The following is a 13,841-nucleotide window of genomic DNA, read 5'->3' as shown; positions in this document are numbered from 1 at the left end:
CGGGTGCGCCGTCTTCGTCCGCTCCTCAGGAGGTGGCGGCGACCGGCTGGGGTTGCGGCCCGCGGCCCGTCAGCCATTCGAGGACCTTGCGGTGGCCGCGGCGGGCGTCCTCGAAGTGGCCCCATCGCCAGTAGCGGGGCTGGTCGCGCACTCCGGTGACCCATGTCCGGTAGGCGACCGTCCGCGGCACCCCGTCTTCCGGATCGGCCGCCGAGGCCACGCCGTACGTGCGGATCACCACGCGGCCGCCGGGCGCGAACAGCACGTCGTCGGCCACCGGATAAAGAGTCATCTGGTCCAACACGACCGGCCCCCTTGTATCGGCGTTCAAGGACCTAATCTGCCGGATCGTTGTTACGCGGGCTGCGCGGCGCTGTTACGCGCGTCCGCGCGGCGTTAATACGGCGTTACACCAGGAGGCCGTCGAACTCGCCGTCCTTGACCCCGAGCACCAGCGCCCGGATCTCGTCGCGGGTGTAGATGAGGGCCGGCCCCTCGGGATAACGCGAGTTCCGTACGGCCACGCTGCCGTCGGGGAGCTCCGCGAGCTCCACGCAGTTGCCGGTCGAGTTGCTGTGGACGCTCTTCCGCCAGGTGACCCCGGTGAGGTCAGTTGCGGGCATCCCGTTATATGTCTGCATTCATGTCTCTCTGAGAAATTCGCCGAGAATCTCGGCGGTGCCCCCGGGAGTTGTGCTCTCCACGCACAACTGCTCCATGGCCGTGAGGTAGGGATCGATGTCCTCACGCTTGTCAAGGTAGAGGGCACCCCACAGCTGCTCGACGTAGACCACGTCCGAAAGGTCGGACTCCGGGAAGCGGAGGATCGTGAACGCGCCACCCTCGGCCGCGTGCATCCCGAAGCGGAAGGGCATCACCTGCAGGGTGATGTTGGGCAGCGTGGCCACCTCCAGCAGGTGCTGGAGCTGTTCACGCATGACCGCTCCCCCTCCGATGGGCCGCCTGAGCGCGGCCTCGTCGACGACGGCCCACAGCCTGGGACCGTCCTTGTCCGTGAGCCGCTCCTGCCGCTGCATGCGCAGATGCACACGCTGCTCGATCTCGGCCTTGGGAGCGTCCGGATACCCGAGCTGGACCACCGCCCGGGCGTACGCCTGCGTCTGCAACAGACCGGGCACGAACTGCACCTCGTAGGTGCGGATCACGCTCGCGGCCTCCTCTAGTCCGACATAGGTGACAAACCAGTTCGGCAGGACCTCGCCGTACTTGTGCCACCACCCAGGCGTGTTCGCCTCTCGGACCATCTCCAGCAGACCACGCCGCTCCGCGTCGTCGTGGACGCCGTACAGCGTGAGCAGGTCTTCGACGTCACGTGTCTTGAACCCGACCCGGCCCAACTCCATCCGGCTGATCTTCGACTCGGAGGCACGGATGTGGAATCCGGCGACCTCGCGGGTGAGCCCGCGTTCCTCGCGCAGCCGGCGAAGGCTGGCGCCGAGCATGATTCGCCGAACGGTTGAGCCTGATCCGGGCGGATCTATCGACACGTGCTATTCCTCCGCTTTGTGGACTGGTTCACAGTCTGTCAAAGATCGCCCCCTTTCGTCCCGGGATTGTGTCGGGGTAACCGTAGCGGTTGCACCAACCCCGTGCACGTGCATTCGCTCTTGCACATGCACAGGAGTGTCCACCATCATGATCCCGTGCAGTCCACGAACCTGACTCGTGGCCAGAATCAGTGGTCGGCGCTCGATTGGTGGCCCCCAATCGGCTGGTGGCCGGAGCCCGCACGTGATCTCCTCGATCCCGGATCGGCCACCGCCAGCGCGACCTTCGTCCTCCTCCCCAAGGCGGAATCCGTCCACTCGGCGCGGAGCTTCGCGGCGGGAACGCTCGCCGGCTGGGACATGACCGACCTGCAGGACGGCATGGAGCTGGTGGTCTCCGAGCTGGCCACCAACGCCCTGCGGCACGGCCTGGTCCTGAGCGCGCCCCGTGCCCGGGAGGTCATCCGGCTGTCGCTGATCCGCCGGGGCGAGCTGGTGACCTGCGCGATCACCGACCCCGGATCGGCGGAGCCCGTGCTCCGGGACCCCTCGCCGTTCGAGCCGGGCGGTCTGGGACTGCACATCGTCGAGTCACTGAGCGTCCGCTGGGGCTGGTGCCCGCTGGCCCCGCAGGGCAAGGCGGTGTGGGCGGTCCTGTCCGGCTGAGCGGCCCCCTCGCGCAGAACGACGCGCGCCTGCGGACGCCTCAGCCCGGCCCACGGAACCTATCCGACTGGCCACATCTGTCTGTCGCCGAGAGGGGCTCCATCCGCTGGGGAGCGCTCCCGTGCAGCCCGGAATGCACGGGAGCGCCCTCTGGCCGATGGGGCTATATCACGCGAACCGTCCGCACGGCAGGCCGGGATGTGCTGAGATCGAACCGTGATGACGGACGGCATGCCCGTTTCGCAGCGATCGGCGGAGAATATCGTGATCTCGGGGTTCGTAACGGAGGGCAGTATTCTGACTCGCGGACCCCGTCAAGAGTGTGATCTACATTACGGTGGCTTCCTGAGACTTCCGAGAGATCTGTGATGGACGATCACCTAATCGGCTGGCTGACAACTCTCGACGAAGACAGACTCGCCCGCGTCCTGGCCAACCGCCCGGACGCGATCGCGGCGCCATGGCCCCGGCGGCTCGACGCGCTCGCGCAGCGGCTCGGCAACAGCTTCGCGATCATGGAGGTCATGCGCGGCCTCCCCCTCCCGCCCCTGGAGCTCCTGCAGGCCTGCCTCGTCATCGGTGGCCGCCCGACCGAGGACGAGCTCGCCCGTTTCCTCGGTGTGAGCACCTCCGAGGTGATCCCCTGGCTGGACCGCCTCTACGACCATGCGGTCGCCTGGCCCGGCCCCGACGGCAGGATCACGCTCGCCGCAGCCGTCGCCCGCTGGTGGACCGCCCCGTGCGGGCTCGGCGAGCCGCTCGGCGCCTACCTCGACTCCTGGATGCTCAACACCGAGGGGCTGCGGCGGATCTGCCGCACCCTCGACCTGCCCGTCCAGGGCGGCAAGCGGCAGATCACCGCGAAGCTGACGGCGCTCCTCGGCGACACCGAACGGCTCGGCGCGCTCATCCGGGAGGCCCCCGAGGGCACGATGGAGATGCTCGACGGCTTCGCCTGGGACGGTCCGGTCCGCAGCGTGGACGGCAACCGTTTCGTCACGCCGGGAACCCCCGAGAAGTGGGCCCTCGACCGAGGGCTGATCTTCCGTACCCAGTGGGACGTCGCGGAGATGCCCCGCGAGGTGGCGCTGGCCCTGCGCGGCCCCGACTACCACGGCGCGTTCACGCCCTGTCCTCCCGACCTGGCCACGACCGAGGTGGACCCCGGCGCCGTGGAACATGCGATGTCACTGGCCGCCCCGCACGTGCTCGACCGGGCCGCCGCGCTGCTGGAGAACGCCGACAAGACGCCGCTGCCGCTGCTCAAGAACGGCGGTGTCGGGGTCCGCGAGGTGAAGCGGGTCGCCAGGGAGACCGGTTGCTCGGAGGAGGAGACCCGGCTGCTGCTGGAGGTGTCCGCCGTCGCCCGGCTGATCGCCGTCGACGACGCGGCGGGCGGGCTCGTCCCGACCGAACGGTTCGACGCCTGGCGGCTGGAGGACGCCCCCGCCCGGCTCCGCGTGCTGCTGTCGGCCTGGTGGCGGATGGAGCGCGCCTCGCTGCGGCGCGTCCAGGGCCGCTACCCGGCCGTCCTGGGCGACGACCCGGCCGGGGAGACCATCGCCAGGATTCGCCGGGCGGTGATCGGCGCGCTCGCCGGCATCCCGGAGGGCAAGGGCTTCGCCACCCTGCAGGAGCTGGTGCAGTCGGTCCACTGGCGGGCGCCGCTGCTCGACCGGCAACTCCTCGCCGACTGCGCGCCCGGCATCCTCGAAGAGGCCAGGCTGCTTGGCCTGTGCGCGCATGACACGCTGACGGAGCTGGGACGGGCCCTGGCCGCGCTCGCCTCGGTCGCGGGCGACGAGAGCGACGACACGGTGCCCGAGGTCGAGCACGACCCGGTGCTCGTCAAGTGCTCGACGCGGGCCCTCGCCAGCGCGCAGCGCACGGCGCTGTTCGGCGGCGACCTGACCGCCGTGGTCACCGGGCCGCCGTCGGTCGAGCTGGCGTCGCTGCTCGACCGCGCCGCCGAGCGGGAGTCGCAGGGCGCGGCCTCGGTGTGGCGGTTCAGCGCGGCGAGCGTACGGCGGGCGCTGGACGGCGGGGAGACCGCCGACGCCCTGATCGCCGCCCTGGCCGAGGTCGGCACGCTCCCGCAGCCCCTGACCTACCTCATCCGCGACGCGGCACGGCGGCACGGCGAGGTCACCGTGTCCGCCGTCGGCTGCATCATCCAGGGCTCCGATCCCACGCTGCTGGCCGAGATCGCCGCGCACCGGCGGCTCGCCAAGCTGGGACTACGGCTGCTGGCCCCGACCGTGCTCGCCAGCGCGGCGCAGGCCACATCGACCCTGGCGGCCCTGCGCGAGGCGGGCTACGCCCCGGTGCCGGTCGACGACACCGGCGAGATCACGATCCGCCGCGAGCCGAGCACGGGGCGGCTGATCCTGCTCCCCGGCGGACGCGTCGCCGAGCTCGACCCGCCCGCCACGCTGGTGGAGCCGCCCCCCGACCCGAGGGAGCACGCCAAGCGGCTGCTCGTGAGCGCGGGGTCCGGGGGCTCCGGCGAGAGGGGGCAGACGACCCAGACCGTGCAGACCTGGGCCGTCATCGGCCGGATGGCCACCCGGCTGCCGACCGCGCAGCAGTCGCTGCTCGGCTTCGTCGTGGACCGCGACGTCCGAGCGCTGATCACGCTCTCCGACGGTGTCACGGCGACGGTCAGCCACGGGGAGTTGCGCAGCGGCGTCCTCGACGCCTGGTGCGAGGAGGCCGGCGACTACCTGGAGTTCCCGCTCAACGAGATCGCCTCCGTCACCAGCATGTATTAGACGGGCTCACCGGAGCCGCCGCACCTCACCCGCTGCCCGGCCCGCTGGACCCGGCCCGCTTACCGGACCCGCCCACTGGACCCGCCCACCGGATCCGCCCACCGGATCCGCTCATGGGGGCGCCTGCCGGCTGCCGACGAGGGCGTCCACCAGTGCGGCCAGCCCCGACGTGATCCGCTCCGCGTCGCACTCCCCGAGCACGGCCGTCACGTGCTCGGCCCCGAGCGGCGCGAGCAGGGCGTGCGCCAGGTAGCCGGCGTCGGCGCCGGGGCGGGCCTCCGCGAGCAGGATCGCCAGGTGGAGGTGCCAGAAACGGTAGGCCCCGATGCGGTATCTCGCGCCCGGACGCGCGGTCTCCGACACCCGTAGCAGGTCCAGGTTGTCGAAGAGGTAACCGGCGTAGGCCGCCACGAACGCCCTCACCCGGTCGGCCGCCGGGGCTCCGGGACCGAGCGGGGGCGGCCCGGACAGGATTGCCGCCTGAAGATCCCGCTCCTTGTCGTCGAGCAGCGCCGCCACCAGCGCCGACTTGTCGCCGAATCTCCGGAAGAGCGTGCCCTTCCCCACTCCGGCCTCGGCCGCGATCGCGTCCATCGACACCGCGTCGACGCCCTGCCGCTGGAACAGCGCGGCCGCCGCGGCGAGCACCTTCGTCCTGTTGCGCGCCGCGTCCGCCCGCTCGCGCGGCGGCGGGGCACCCAGCATCCGCAGCAGCTCCCTTGACGAACTGGACTGCGGTCCGGTAATTTCCCAGGCGTTCACATAAACGGACTGTAGTCCAGTTCATCGGGAGTACGCAATGACCACTCTGATCAGTCGGACCGACCTTGAGGCCGCGATCGCGGCAGGCACCGTCACCGTCCTCGACACGCTCGGCGGCGACTACTACGCCCAGCAGCACCTGCCCGGCGCCATCCCGCTGACCGAGGCCGAGGTCGCCGACCGGGCCCCCAGTCTGCTGCCCGACAAGCACGCCGCCATCGTCACCTACTGCTCCAACCCCTCCTGCGGCAACAGCCAGGCGGTGGCCAACCGGCTCGCCCGGCTCGGCTACACCAACGTCCGCAAGTACCGCGAGGGCATCCAGGACTGGGTCGAGGCCGGCCTGCCCGTCGAGTCCCTGACCGCGGCGTCCTGAGCTGGGCTACCGCACTCCGCAGCGGCGCAGGACCAGGAGGGCGAGGGCCCGCGTCACGTCGCGCAGCTCACGCAGATCAACCTGCTCGCGCGGGGCGTGGGCGAAGCGGACGTCGCCGGGGCCGTAGTGCAGCGACGGCACGCCGCCCGCCACATAGAGCCGCAGGTCGCTCCCGTACGGCGCGGCCGTGGTGCCCGGATTCTGGTCCGTGACGTCGGCCGCCGCCTGGGCCATCTCGCCGAGCAGCGGCTGGCCCTCGGGGAGGCGGCCGCTGGCGAACTGGCCGCCCGGCCAGGTGACCGCCACCGGATTGCGCCGCAGCCACGGATCGTCCAGCTCGGCGAGCGTGCCTTCGAGGGCGGCCCGCGCGTCGGCCGGGTCCTCGTCGAGCCGCACGCCCAGTCGCCCCTCCGCCACGAGGAGGTCCGGGACGCTGCTCGCCCAGTCGCCCGCCCGCACCGTGCCGACCTCGATCGGGTACGGCAGGGCGTTCCCGGCGAAGAGCGGGTCCACGTCGCGGTTGCGCTCGTGCTCCAGCCGGCGGAGGGCCTGGAAGACCGGCCAGAACGCCTCGATCGCGTTCACGCCCTCGTATCGGGTGGCGCCGTGGGCGGCCCTTCCGGCGACTTCGAGTCGGAAGGTGAGCGCCCCGGCGTTGGCCGTGATGATCTTCCCGCTGGTCGGCTCGCTGATCACCGCCGCCTCGCCCGTGTGACCCCGGGCCAGCGTGGCGAACGCACCGAGCCCGCCGTCCTCCTCGCTCACCACACAGTGCACGGCCAGCGGGCGGGCGAGCCGTACACCGGCTTGGCGCAGCGCGCGGACGACGGCGAGGTTGGCCGCGAGACCGGCCTTCATGTCGCACGCGCCGCGCCCGTGCAGGGTGGTGCCGGTGAGGCGGGCGCCGAACGGGTCCTGTCCCTCCCACTTGGCCACGTCTCCGGTCGGCACGACGTCGACATGTCCCTGGAGGATCAGCGCGGGCTCCCCGTCGCCCTCGGTGGTGCCCACGACGCCGTAGCCCTCAGACCGGTCTGCCTCCGTGCCCGGGAAGCCCTCGTATGAGCGCAGAGCGTCGAGGTCGAGCTTCCACATGTCCACGTCAAGGCCCGAGTCGGACAGCAGGCGGGCGCATGCGTCCTGCAGGTCCGACTCGGCGTCGGTTCCCGTGATGCTGGGCACCCGGACGAGGTCGGCGAGCAGGCGTACGGTCGCCGCCTCGTCGATCGCGTTCAGAACCCGGGCCTCGATGGTCCGGGCCGCGTTGCTGGTCCTGCCTGTGACGTCGTTCATGCGGCGACTGTATGGGTTTCTGGCGATTCCCGGCAGAAACGGCCCTCCCCCGAATACGATGCGCGATCATGGCGACGATGAGGACACCAGGGTGACGGCCGACTCCACCGCCGGCTCCACGGCCGACACCCCGGCGCACTCCACGGCCGGCCCAACAGCCGACTCCCTGGCCGACACCCCGGCGCACTCCACGGTGGGCGCCTTGGGAGGCGCCGTGCCGGTCTCGCGGGCGGAGCGTCCGAGACGGCGGCGCTGGGTGAGCGTGGTGGCCTGGCTCGTCGTCCTGCCGTTCGCGGTCTGGGCTGCCCTGCGCCTCGTCCCCGGGGATGTGCACTTCCGGTGGGTGCAGCTCGTGGCGTTCACGCCCTACGTCGCTCTGGCCTCACCGGTCCCCGTGCTCGTCGCGCTGGTGTCGCGAAGATGGGCCGCACTTGCCGCGAGCCTGGCGGTGGTGGCGGTGTTCGCCGCCTGCGTCCTGCCGCGCGCGCTGCCGGACGGCGACTCCGGCACGGGCGGGGCGGGCGGCACGGGCAGCGCAGGAAGCACGGTGCTGCGGGTGGTCGCCTCCAACCTGCGGTACGGCGGCGCCTCCCCGGCGGCCGTGATCGACCTCGTCCGGACCTTCCGTGCCGACGTCCTCACCCTGCAGGAGCTGACCCCTCAGGCGGTCACGAAGCTGGAGGAGGCCGGCCTGACTCGGCTCCTGCCGTACAAGGTGGACCGCTCGCGGGCCGGCGCGGGCGGATCGGGGATCTACGCGCGCTTCCCCGTGACGCCGGAGCAGGCCATCGACCTCGGCCGGTTCGGTCAGGCGCGGGCCATCGTGGACGTGCCCGGCGCGGGACCGGTGGACGTGGTGTCCGTGCACCCGTGCGCTCCCCGCATCCCGGAGCGGCAGCGATGCTGGGCCGACGGCCTCGCCGCGCTCCCGCCGCCCGGCGGCGCCGTACGGGTCCTGGCGGGGGACTTCAACGCCACGCTGGACCACGCGCGGGTCCGCCGCCTGCTCGGCCTGGGCTACCGCGACGCCGCCGACGCGGCGGGCGCCGGTCTCTCCACCACGTGGCCGTACCTGCCGTGGAGCATCGACGGCCACGGCATCCCGCCGGTCACGCTCGACCACGTCCTCGTGGGGCCGGGCGTGGCCGTCCGGTCCTTCGGCGTCCGCCAGGTGCCCGCGACCGACCACAAGGCGATCTACGCGGAGCTGGCCCTGCCTCGCGCCAGGTGACGGAGAGGCGGCTGAACCGGGTCTCGAAGCCCTCACCGGTCCGGCCGCGCACATCGCGGGCCGACATGTGGCCGGTGTCGAAGGAGAGCCGTAGTGGGTCTTCTGCCACGGATCCGTCCGCGGATCCGCCACCACGCGGAGGCCGTCCCCCACGGTCCAGTCACCCGGGGCTCGTTGATCCAGTTCCGGCCTCGAATGCCATCCGCCTTCCCTACAAGGATCTACCTTCTGTTTGTCAGTCTTCGTCCCATTTGCTACTCCTTTCCCTATACTCGTCCGAAACGTCACCCCCGGCGTAACACAAGCCCCATATCGCAAAGCCGTCATCTTCCGCACCCCCGCGGAGGCGACCTGGTCCATGCCGGATCCCACCCCAGCACTCCCCCGTGCCGGGTCGCTCCGTCATGCCCGGATCCAGGCACGTGCACAGCGTTCCCGCCCGTCAGGCCGGGAGACCGCACGCGGCGGCTCCCCGTTTGCGATCGACGCGAGAGGAACCACATGCACAAGCGAGCCCGTCAGGCGATGGTCACGGTCCTCACCGGCGTCACCCTGGTGACAGGAGCGTCAACGGCGGCCGAGGCCACGCCCCTGCAGGCTCCGCAGTCACCCGTCGCGCCCGGCCGGCCCATCGATGTGCCCACGATCGCCCCGCCCGTCGAGACGCCCCTCACGCCGGCCGCCACCCCGACCCCGACCCCCACACCGAGCGGTGCGCCGGCCCCGGCTCCCGCCGCCACCCCGACCGCCACGGACCCCGCGGCTTCCATGGCTTCGGCCCTTCCGTCAGGAAAGTGCACCGCCACCTCGTTCTGGGACGCCCAGACCGCCTCCGGCAGCCCGATGCGGTACCAGACCATCGCGAGCCCCTACTGGCCGCTCGGCACCACCGTCAAGATCACCTATCAGGGCAGGAGCGCGATCGGCGTGGTCGAGGACTTCGGCCCGGCCGAGTGGGCCGTCGCCCAGCACGACATCCCGGCGATCACGGACCTCTCCGAGGAGATGATGGCCGATCTCTCCGGCGTCAGGTCCAACACCGTCCACGTCACCTTCCAGGTCCTCAAGTGGGGCACGGGCGGCGTCTACCGCCACTCCGGCACCGGCTACGACCTCGCCATGGGCCGGGGCTGACCTTCCGACGGGATGGCGGTGCTCCGGCCGCCGCGTAAACTGCCACCGTGGCTGACCCGAAATTCGAGATCCAGATGCTCCATGACCGCGTCATGGTCAAGGTCGAGCGGGAGACCGAGGAACGGCGCAGCAGCGCGGGCATCGTCATCCCGGCCACCGTCAAGATGGCCAACCGGCTCGTCTGGGGCGAGGTCTGCGGCGCCGGCGCGAGCGTCCGCGCCGTCAAGACCGGCGACAAGGTCCTGTTCAACCCCGAGGAGCAGTACGAGGTGGAGATCCAGGGCCAGATCTACCTCGTGATGCGCGAGCGCGACCTGCACGCCGTCGCCACCCAGCAGACCGACCACGGCACCGGCCTCTACCTGTAGGGGCTACGCGAGCGCTTCGGCCCTCGCCCGCCGGGCCTCGCGCCGCTCCTCGAAGCGGGTGGCGGCGGCGTCGAGCTGTCCGAGGAAGGCCGACAGCTCCTCGCGGGCCTTCTCCCCCTCCGCGTCGAGCCCCTCCAGGTCGAAGACCTTCCACTGCCGCAGCACCGGCTGCAGGACGTCGTCGGAGTGCTGCCGAAGGTCGTAGATGCCGGCCATGGCGATCATCACGGACTTGCGGGTGAAGCCCTCGATGCCGTGGCCGGGCATCTGGAACGACGTGACAACGTCAGTGACGGCGCGCATCGTCTGGGAGGGTGCCAGCTCGAAGGCCGCGGCGAGCAGGTTCCGGTAGAACAGCATGTGCAGGTTCTCGTCGGCCGCGACCCGCGAGAGCAGCCTCTCGCAGAGGGGGTCGCCGGACATCCGGCCGGTGTTCCGGTGGGCGATGCGGGTGGCCAGCTCCTGGAACGAGACGTAGGCGAGCTGCCGGAGCATGCCTTCGTACTCCGTGGCGAATCCTGCCTGCATGTGGGTCATCCTGGCCCGCTCCAGCGCGACGGGGTCGACGGCCCGCGTCACCGTGAGGTAGTCACGGATGGCGATCCCGTGCCGCCCCTCCTCCGCCGTCCATCGGTGCACCCACGTGCCCCACGCCCCGTCCCTGCCGAACGTCGTGGCGATCTCGTGGTGGTAGCTCGGCAGGTTGTCCTCGGTCAGCAGGTTGACGACGAGCGAGACGCGGGCGGGCTCGGGAATCGTGGAGTCCTCCGGCGACCAGGCCTCGCCGTCCAGGACCCCGTCGAACGTGCGGCCATCGCTCCAGGGCACGAACTCGTGGGGAAACCACTCCTTGGCCACCGCCAGGTGCCTGTCCAGCTCCCCCGCCACCACGGGTTCGAGCTCCAGGAGAAGCTCCGTCTGGGTGAGCGGGCGAGACGTGACCGGCATGACGACCCCCTGTGGTGCAACTTACGAGTTCGTAACCTACGTTAGCGTAAGTTGCAGCCGGGGCTCGCGGCGGCGTGTGGCCCTATCTGGTGCCCTATCTGTGCGTATAGCTCAGGTAGACGCGGTCCTTCTTCCAGGCCGTCGCGCTGATGTCGGCCAGGACGCGGGTGACCTTCCCCTTGAGATCGATCAGGACGGACTGGAAACCGCCGCCCTTCTTCCGCACGGCGATGAGGTGCGTGTCGTCCCACCACCCCCACACCTGCTCGGCGGCGAAGTAGATCTGGCGCACCTTGTCCCCGGAGCCGGCGTCCCACAGGCAGATGTCGGCGCTGACCTTCTCCGGGCACCAGGTCGCGAGGCGCTTGCCGGACGGTGAGAACACGTCCTCGCCGCCGACCGTCCAGCCCACTCCGCCGAAGGTGCTCGTCTGGTTGCCGTCGGTGTCGTAGAACACCACGTCGTCGCCCTTGTCGGCGACCACGGAGCCGTCCGGGGCCCACTGGAACACGGTGTCCTTGTCGAGATCCGCCAGGTCCACGCCGTGCGCCCGTCCGGCCTCGACGTCGACCGTGACGAAGCCCGTGGGGACCCACTTCTTCTTGACCTTCTTCTTCACGGTGAGCAGCACCGCGCGGCCGTCCCTGGACCACAGGCCGTATTCGGCGATGAAGGGCGCCTTGACGGTCGTGATCGAGACCTTCTTGCCGGAGGCGAGGTTCACGATGTCGACGGAATCGTGGCCCTTGACGTAGTTCGTGGGAACGCCCAGGGCCCGGTGCCCCTTGGGCGCCACCGTGAACTCCCAGTAGCCCGGTTTGCGGATGAACCGGTTGCCGCTGCGGGCGTAGCTCCCGTTCTTGCGGTCCACGCTGAACGCGCTGACCCACGCCCGGTCGCCGGAGCGCTCGTGCAGCGTCACGCCGGTGCCGGGGAGGCGCACATCCCGCCCGCTCTCGGCGGCGGCCGGCGTGGCGGCGGCGGTTTTGGCGGTGAAGGCGGTGATTGTGCTGGTGGTGATGGTCGCGGCCAGTAGCGACAGGCCGGTGAGGGCGGCGGCCGGTCCGCGGGATGAGCGCGTCACGTTTTCCAGGATCACGGCGGCATCCTAGGGTAAGGCACCCCCTGTGGATTGGAATTAGTCATGACTTTTCAGGATGAGCTGGTCGAGCTGCGCCGTGCCCTGCACCGCGAGCCCGAGGTGGGACTGCATCTCCCCCGCACGCAGGAGAAGGTGCTCGGGGCGCTCGGCGGCCTTCCTCTGGAGATCACCACGGGTGAGCGGCTGTCGTCCGTGACCGCCGTGCTGCGCGGGTCACGCCCTGTGTCGCGCCTCGGCCCGACGGTCCTGCTGCGGGCCGACATGGACGCCCTGCCGGTGCACGAGAAGGCCGACGTGCCGTACCGCTCGGCCCTCGACGGCCGGATGCACGCCTGTGGCCACGACCTGCACATGTCGATGCTGGTGGGGGCCGCCCGCCTGCTGGCCGACCGGCGCGCCGAGCTGGCCGGAGACGTGGTGTTCATGTTCCAGCCCGGCGAGGAGGGCCAGGAGGGCGCCAAGATCATGATCGAGGAGGGGGTGCTGGACGCCTCCGGATCCAGGCCCGTCGCGGCGTACGGCATGCACGTCTTCTCCACGACGATCCCGCGCGGCCTGTTCCTGACCAGGAGCGGCCCGGTGCTGGCGGCGGCCGACACGCTCACGGTCACCGTGCGCGGCAGGGGCGGGCACGGGTCCTCCCCGCACCGCGCCCTCGACCCGATCCCGGCCGCCTGTGAGATCGTCACGGCGCTCCAGACGCACGTGACGCGGACGTTCGACGTCTTCGACCCGGTCGTCGTGACCGTGGGCAGCTTCCACGCGGGCACGACCGACAACGTCATCCCGGACGAGGCGCGCTTCGAGACCACCATCCGCACCTTCTCCGCCCAGTCGCGCGACCGCGTCAGAGACGGCGCCGTACGGCTGGCGCGCGGCATCGGCGAGGCCCACGGGCTCACCGTGGAGTGCGAGTTCGGCATCGGCTATCCGGTGACGGTGAACGACCGGGCCGAGGCCGACTTCGCGGCGGAGACCGTGCGGGAGGCGCTGGGCGAGGACAGGTTCTTCCCGATGCCGCACCCGGCGACCGGCTCGGAGGACTTCTCGTTCGTCCTGGAGGAGGTGCCGGGGGCGTTCCTGGTCGTCGGCGCGTGCCCGCCCGGCCATGACCTGGCGGCGGCTCCGTCCAACCACTCCGCGGGCGCGGTCTTCGACGACGAGATCCTCTCGGACGGCGCCACGCTGTTCACCGAGCTGGCCGTGCGGCGCCTGGCGGCCGCGGCGCGCTGACACTCGCGGAGCGCGGCTCAGCCGAGCAGGTCGCGGGCCTCCTGGAGCAGGTCGATGCCGGTCACCAGCTTGAGCGTGCCCCATACGATGACGGCCGCCAGAGCCAGGGTCAGCGCGCTCGCCACGATGCGGACGACCCAGTTCTGCCGGACCAGCCAGTCGGTGGCGGACGTCACCTTGTCCTTGGCGAAGTCGAGCACCCGGGAGGCCCAGGCGAACTCGGTCGCGAGCACGGCGAGGCCCGCGAACACGACCAGCCAGCCGGGGCCGGGGAACGGCACCATGATCAGGCCGCCGATCACCAGGGCGGCTCCGATCACGCCGATAAGGATCTTCAGGGTCAGCCGTCCGCCGGGTCTGGCGCGCACGCGTTCGCGCCAGCCGAGCACCGCCGACCACATGCCCTGCTCCCTGTCCGCACGCCTGTCGTCGGCAGTCGCCACGTGCTC

15 protein-coding genes are annotated in these 13,841 nt (G+C 71.2%); 7 read left to right on the top strand and 8 right to left on the bottom strand.

Annotation, left to right across the window (positions count from 1 at the left end; all coding sequences use genetic code 11):
• Positions 1-25: 25 nt before the first annotated feature.
• The 3 genes from N5079_RS07100 to N5079_RS07090 all read right to left on the bottom strand — a co-directional run bounded on the left by N5079_RS07100 (position 26) and on the right by N5079_RS07090 (position 1,463).
• Positions 26-304, bottom strand: a complete 279-nt coding sequence (locus N5079_RS07100; RefSeq protein WP_261582767.1) for a hypothetical protein — start codon at positions 302-304, stop codon at positions 26-28.
• 103 nt (positions 305-407) lie between these two features.
• Positions 408-641: a DUF397 domain-containing protein gene (locus N5079_RS07095; protein WP_261582766.1), complete on the bottom strand. Its 234-nt coding sequence runs from the start codon at positions 639-641 to the stop codon at positions 408-410.
• Positions 642-1,463 (bottom strand): helix-turn-helix domain-containing protein, encoded by an 822-nt coding sequence (locus tag N5079_RS07090; protein ID WP_261582765.1) that lies wholly within the window; start codon positions 1,461-1,463, stop codon positions 642-644.
• A 201-nt stretch (positions 1,464-1,664) separates the two neighbouring features.
• Between N5079_RS07090 and N5079_RS07085 the strand changes: the two genes are divergently transcribed.
• A complete protein-coding gene (locus tag N5079_RS07085) occupies positions 1,665-2,174 on the top strand; it encodes an ATP-binding protein (protein WP_261582764.1) in 510 nt (169 codons plus the stop codon).
• A gap of 368 nt (positions 2,175-2,542) precedes the next feature.
• The gene (locus N5079_RS07080) at positions 2,543-4,945 is read left to right on the top strand and encodes a helicase-associated domain-containing protein (RefSeq protein ID WP_261582763.1); all 2,403 of its coding nucleotides are present in this window, start codon (positions 2,543-2,545) and stop codon (positions 4,943-4,945) included.
• Between the two features lie 111 nt (positions 4,946-5,056).
• Here N5079_RS07080 and N5079_RS07075 read toward each other — a convergent pair whose 3' ends face one another.
• A complete protein-coding gene (locus N5079_RS07075) occupies positions 5,057-5,650 on the bottom strand; it encodes a TetR/AcrR family transcriptional regulator (protein WP_261582762.1) in 594 nt (197 codons plus the stop codon).
• Between the two features lie 94 nt (positions 5,651-5,744).
• On the opposite strand from N5079_RS07075, the gene N5079_RS07070 reads away from it, so the two are divergent.
• The gene (locus N5079_RS07070; RefSeq protein ID WP_261582761.1) at positions 5,745-6,083 is read left to right on the top strand and encodes a rhodanese-like domain-containing protein; all 339 of its coding nucleotides are present in this window, start codon (positions 5,745-5,747) and stop codon (positions 6,081-6,083) included.
• Positions 6,084-6,089: 6 nt separating this feature from the next.
• Here N5079_RS07070 and N5079_RS07065 read toward each other — a convergent pair whose 3' ends face one another.
• Entirely contained in the window at positions 6,090-7,376 is a 1,287-nt protein-coding gene (locus tag N5079_RS07065; protein ID WP_261582760.1) for an ArgE/DapE family deacylase, read from the bottom strand.
• Between the two features lie 58 nt (positions 7,377-7,434).
• On the opposite strand from N5079_RS07065, the gene N5079_RS07060 reads away from it, so the two are divergent.
• The 3 genes from N5079_RS07060 to N5079_RS07050 all read left to right on the top strand — a co-directional run bounded on the left by N5079_RS07060 (position 7,435) and on the right by N5079_RS07050 (position 10,109).
• Positions 7,435-8,607 (top strand): endonuclease/exonuclease/phosphatase family protein, encoded by a 1,173-nt coding sequence (locus N5079_RS07060; protein WP_261582759.1) that lies wholly within the window; start codon positions 7,435-7,437, stop codon positions 8,605-8,607.
• A 501-nt stretch (positions 8,608-9,108) separates the two neighbouring features.
• Positions 9,109-9,741 carry a septal ring lytic transglycosylase RlpA family protein gene (locus N5079_RS07055; protein ID WP_261582758.1) on the top strand — a complete coding sequence of 211 codons (633 nt, stop codon included), beginning with the start codon at positions 9,109-9,111 and terminating at the stop codon, positions 9,739-9,741.
• 47 nt (positions 9,742-9,788) lie between these two features.
• Positions 9,789-10,109, top strand: coding sequence for a GroES family chaperonin (locus N5079_RS07050; protein ID WP_261582757.1), 321 nt, complete (start codon positions 9,789-9,791; stop codon positions 10,107-10,109).
• A 3-nt stretch (positions 10,110-10,112) separates the two neighbouring features.
• Here N5079_RS07050 and N5079_RS07045 read toward each other — a convergent pair whose 3' ends face one another.
• Together N5079_RS07045 and N5079_RS07040 are read right to left on the bottom strand one after the other, a co-directional pair.
• Positions 10,113-11,057 (bottom strand): acyl-ACP desaturase, encoded by a 945-nt coding sequence (locus N5079_RS07045; protein ID WP_261582756.1) that lies wholly within the window; start codon positions 11,055-11,057, stop codon positions 10,113-10,115.
• Positions 11,058-11,151: 94 nt separating this feature from the next.
• Positions 11,152-12,141, bottom strand: a complete 990-nt coding sequence (locus N5079_RS07040; RefSeq protein ID WP_261582755.1) for a hypothetical protein — start codon at positions 12,139-12,141, stop codon at positions 11,152-11,154.
• A gap of 60 nt (positions 12,142-12,201) precedes the next feature.
• On the opposite strand from N5079_RS07040, the gene N5079_RS07035 reads away from it, so the two are divergent.
• Positions 12,202-13,392, top strand: a complete 1,191-nt coding sequence (locus N5079_RS07035) for a M20 family metallopeptidase (protein ID WP_261582754.1) — start codon at positions 12,202-12,204, stop codon at positions 13,390-13,392.
• 17 nt (positions 13,393-13,409) lie between these two features.
• Here the strand turns inward: N5079_RS07035 and N5079_RS07030 are convergent, their stop codons facing one another.
• On the bottom strand, positions 13,410-13,835 hold the full coding sequence (locus N5079_RS07030) for a TIGR02611 family protein (RefSeq protein ID WP_261582753.1): 426 nt from the start codon (positions 13,833-13,835) through the stop codon (positions 13,410-13,412).
• Between the last annotated feature and the right edge of the window lie 6 nt (positions 13,836-13,841).

Origin of the sequence: Planotetraspora sp. A-T 1434 (assembly GCF_025420585.1) — a bacterium.
In the GTDB taxonomy this organism is placed as follows: domain Bacteria; phylum Actinomycetota; class Actinomycetes; order Streptosporangiales; family Streptosporangiaceae; genus JAOEGB01.
Note: the sequence above shows the minus strand (reverse complement) of the source record. Positions and strands in the feature narration are given on the sequence as shown.

Coding starts and splice junctions, on each gene's coding strand:
- N5079_RS07095 (WP_261582766.1), bottom strand. CDS start 641: ATGCAGACATATAACGGGATGCCCGCAACTGACCTCACCGGGGTCACC.
- N5079_RS07090 (WP_261582765.1), bottom strand. CDS start 1,463: ATGCTCGGCGCCAGCCTTCGCCGGCTGCGCGAGGAACGCGGGCTCACC.
- N5079_RS07080 (WP_261582763.1), top strand. CDS start 2,543: ATGGACGATCACCTAATCGGCTGGCTGACAACTCTCGACGAAGACAGA.
- N5079_RS07075 (WP_261582762.1), bottom strand. CDS start 5,650: ATGCTGGGTGCCCCGCCGCCGCGCGAGCGGGCGGACGCGGCGCGCAAC.
- N5079_RS07070 (WP_261582761.1), top strand. CDS start 5,745: ATGACCACTCTGATCAGTCGGACCGACCTTGAGGCCGCGATCGCGGCA.
- N5079_RS07065 (WP_261582760.1), bottom strand. CDS start 7,376: ATGAACGACGTCACAGGCAGGACCAGCAACGCGGCCCGGACCATCGAG.
- N5079_RS07060 (WP_261582759.1), top strand. CDS start 7,435: ATGCGCGATCATGGCGACGATGAGGACACCAGGGTGACGGCCGACTCC.
- N5079_RS07055 (WP_261582758.1), top strand. CDS start 9,109: ATGCACAAGCGAGCCCGTCAGGCGATGGTCACGGTCCTCACCGGCGTC.
- N5079_RS07045 (WP_261582756.1), bottom strand. CDS start 11,057: ATGCCGGTCACGTCTCGCCCGCTCACCCAGACGGAGCTTCTCCTGGAG.
- N5079_RS07035 (WP_261582754.1), top strand. CDS start 12,202: ATGACTTTTCAGGATGAGCTGGTCGAGCTGCGCCGTGCCCTGCACCGC.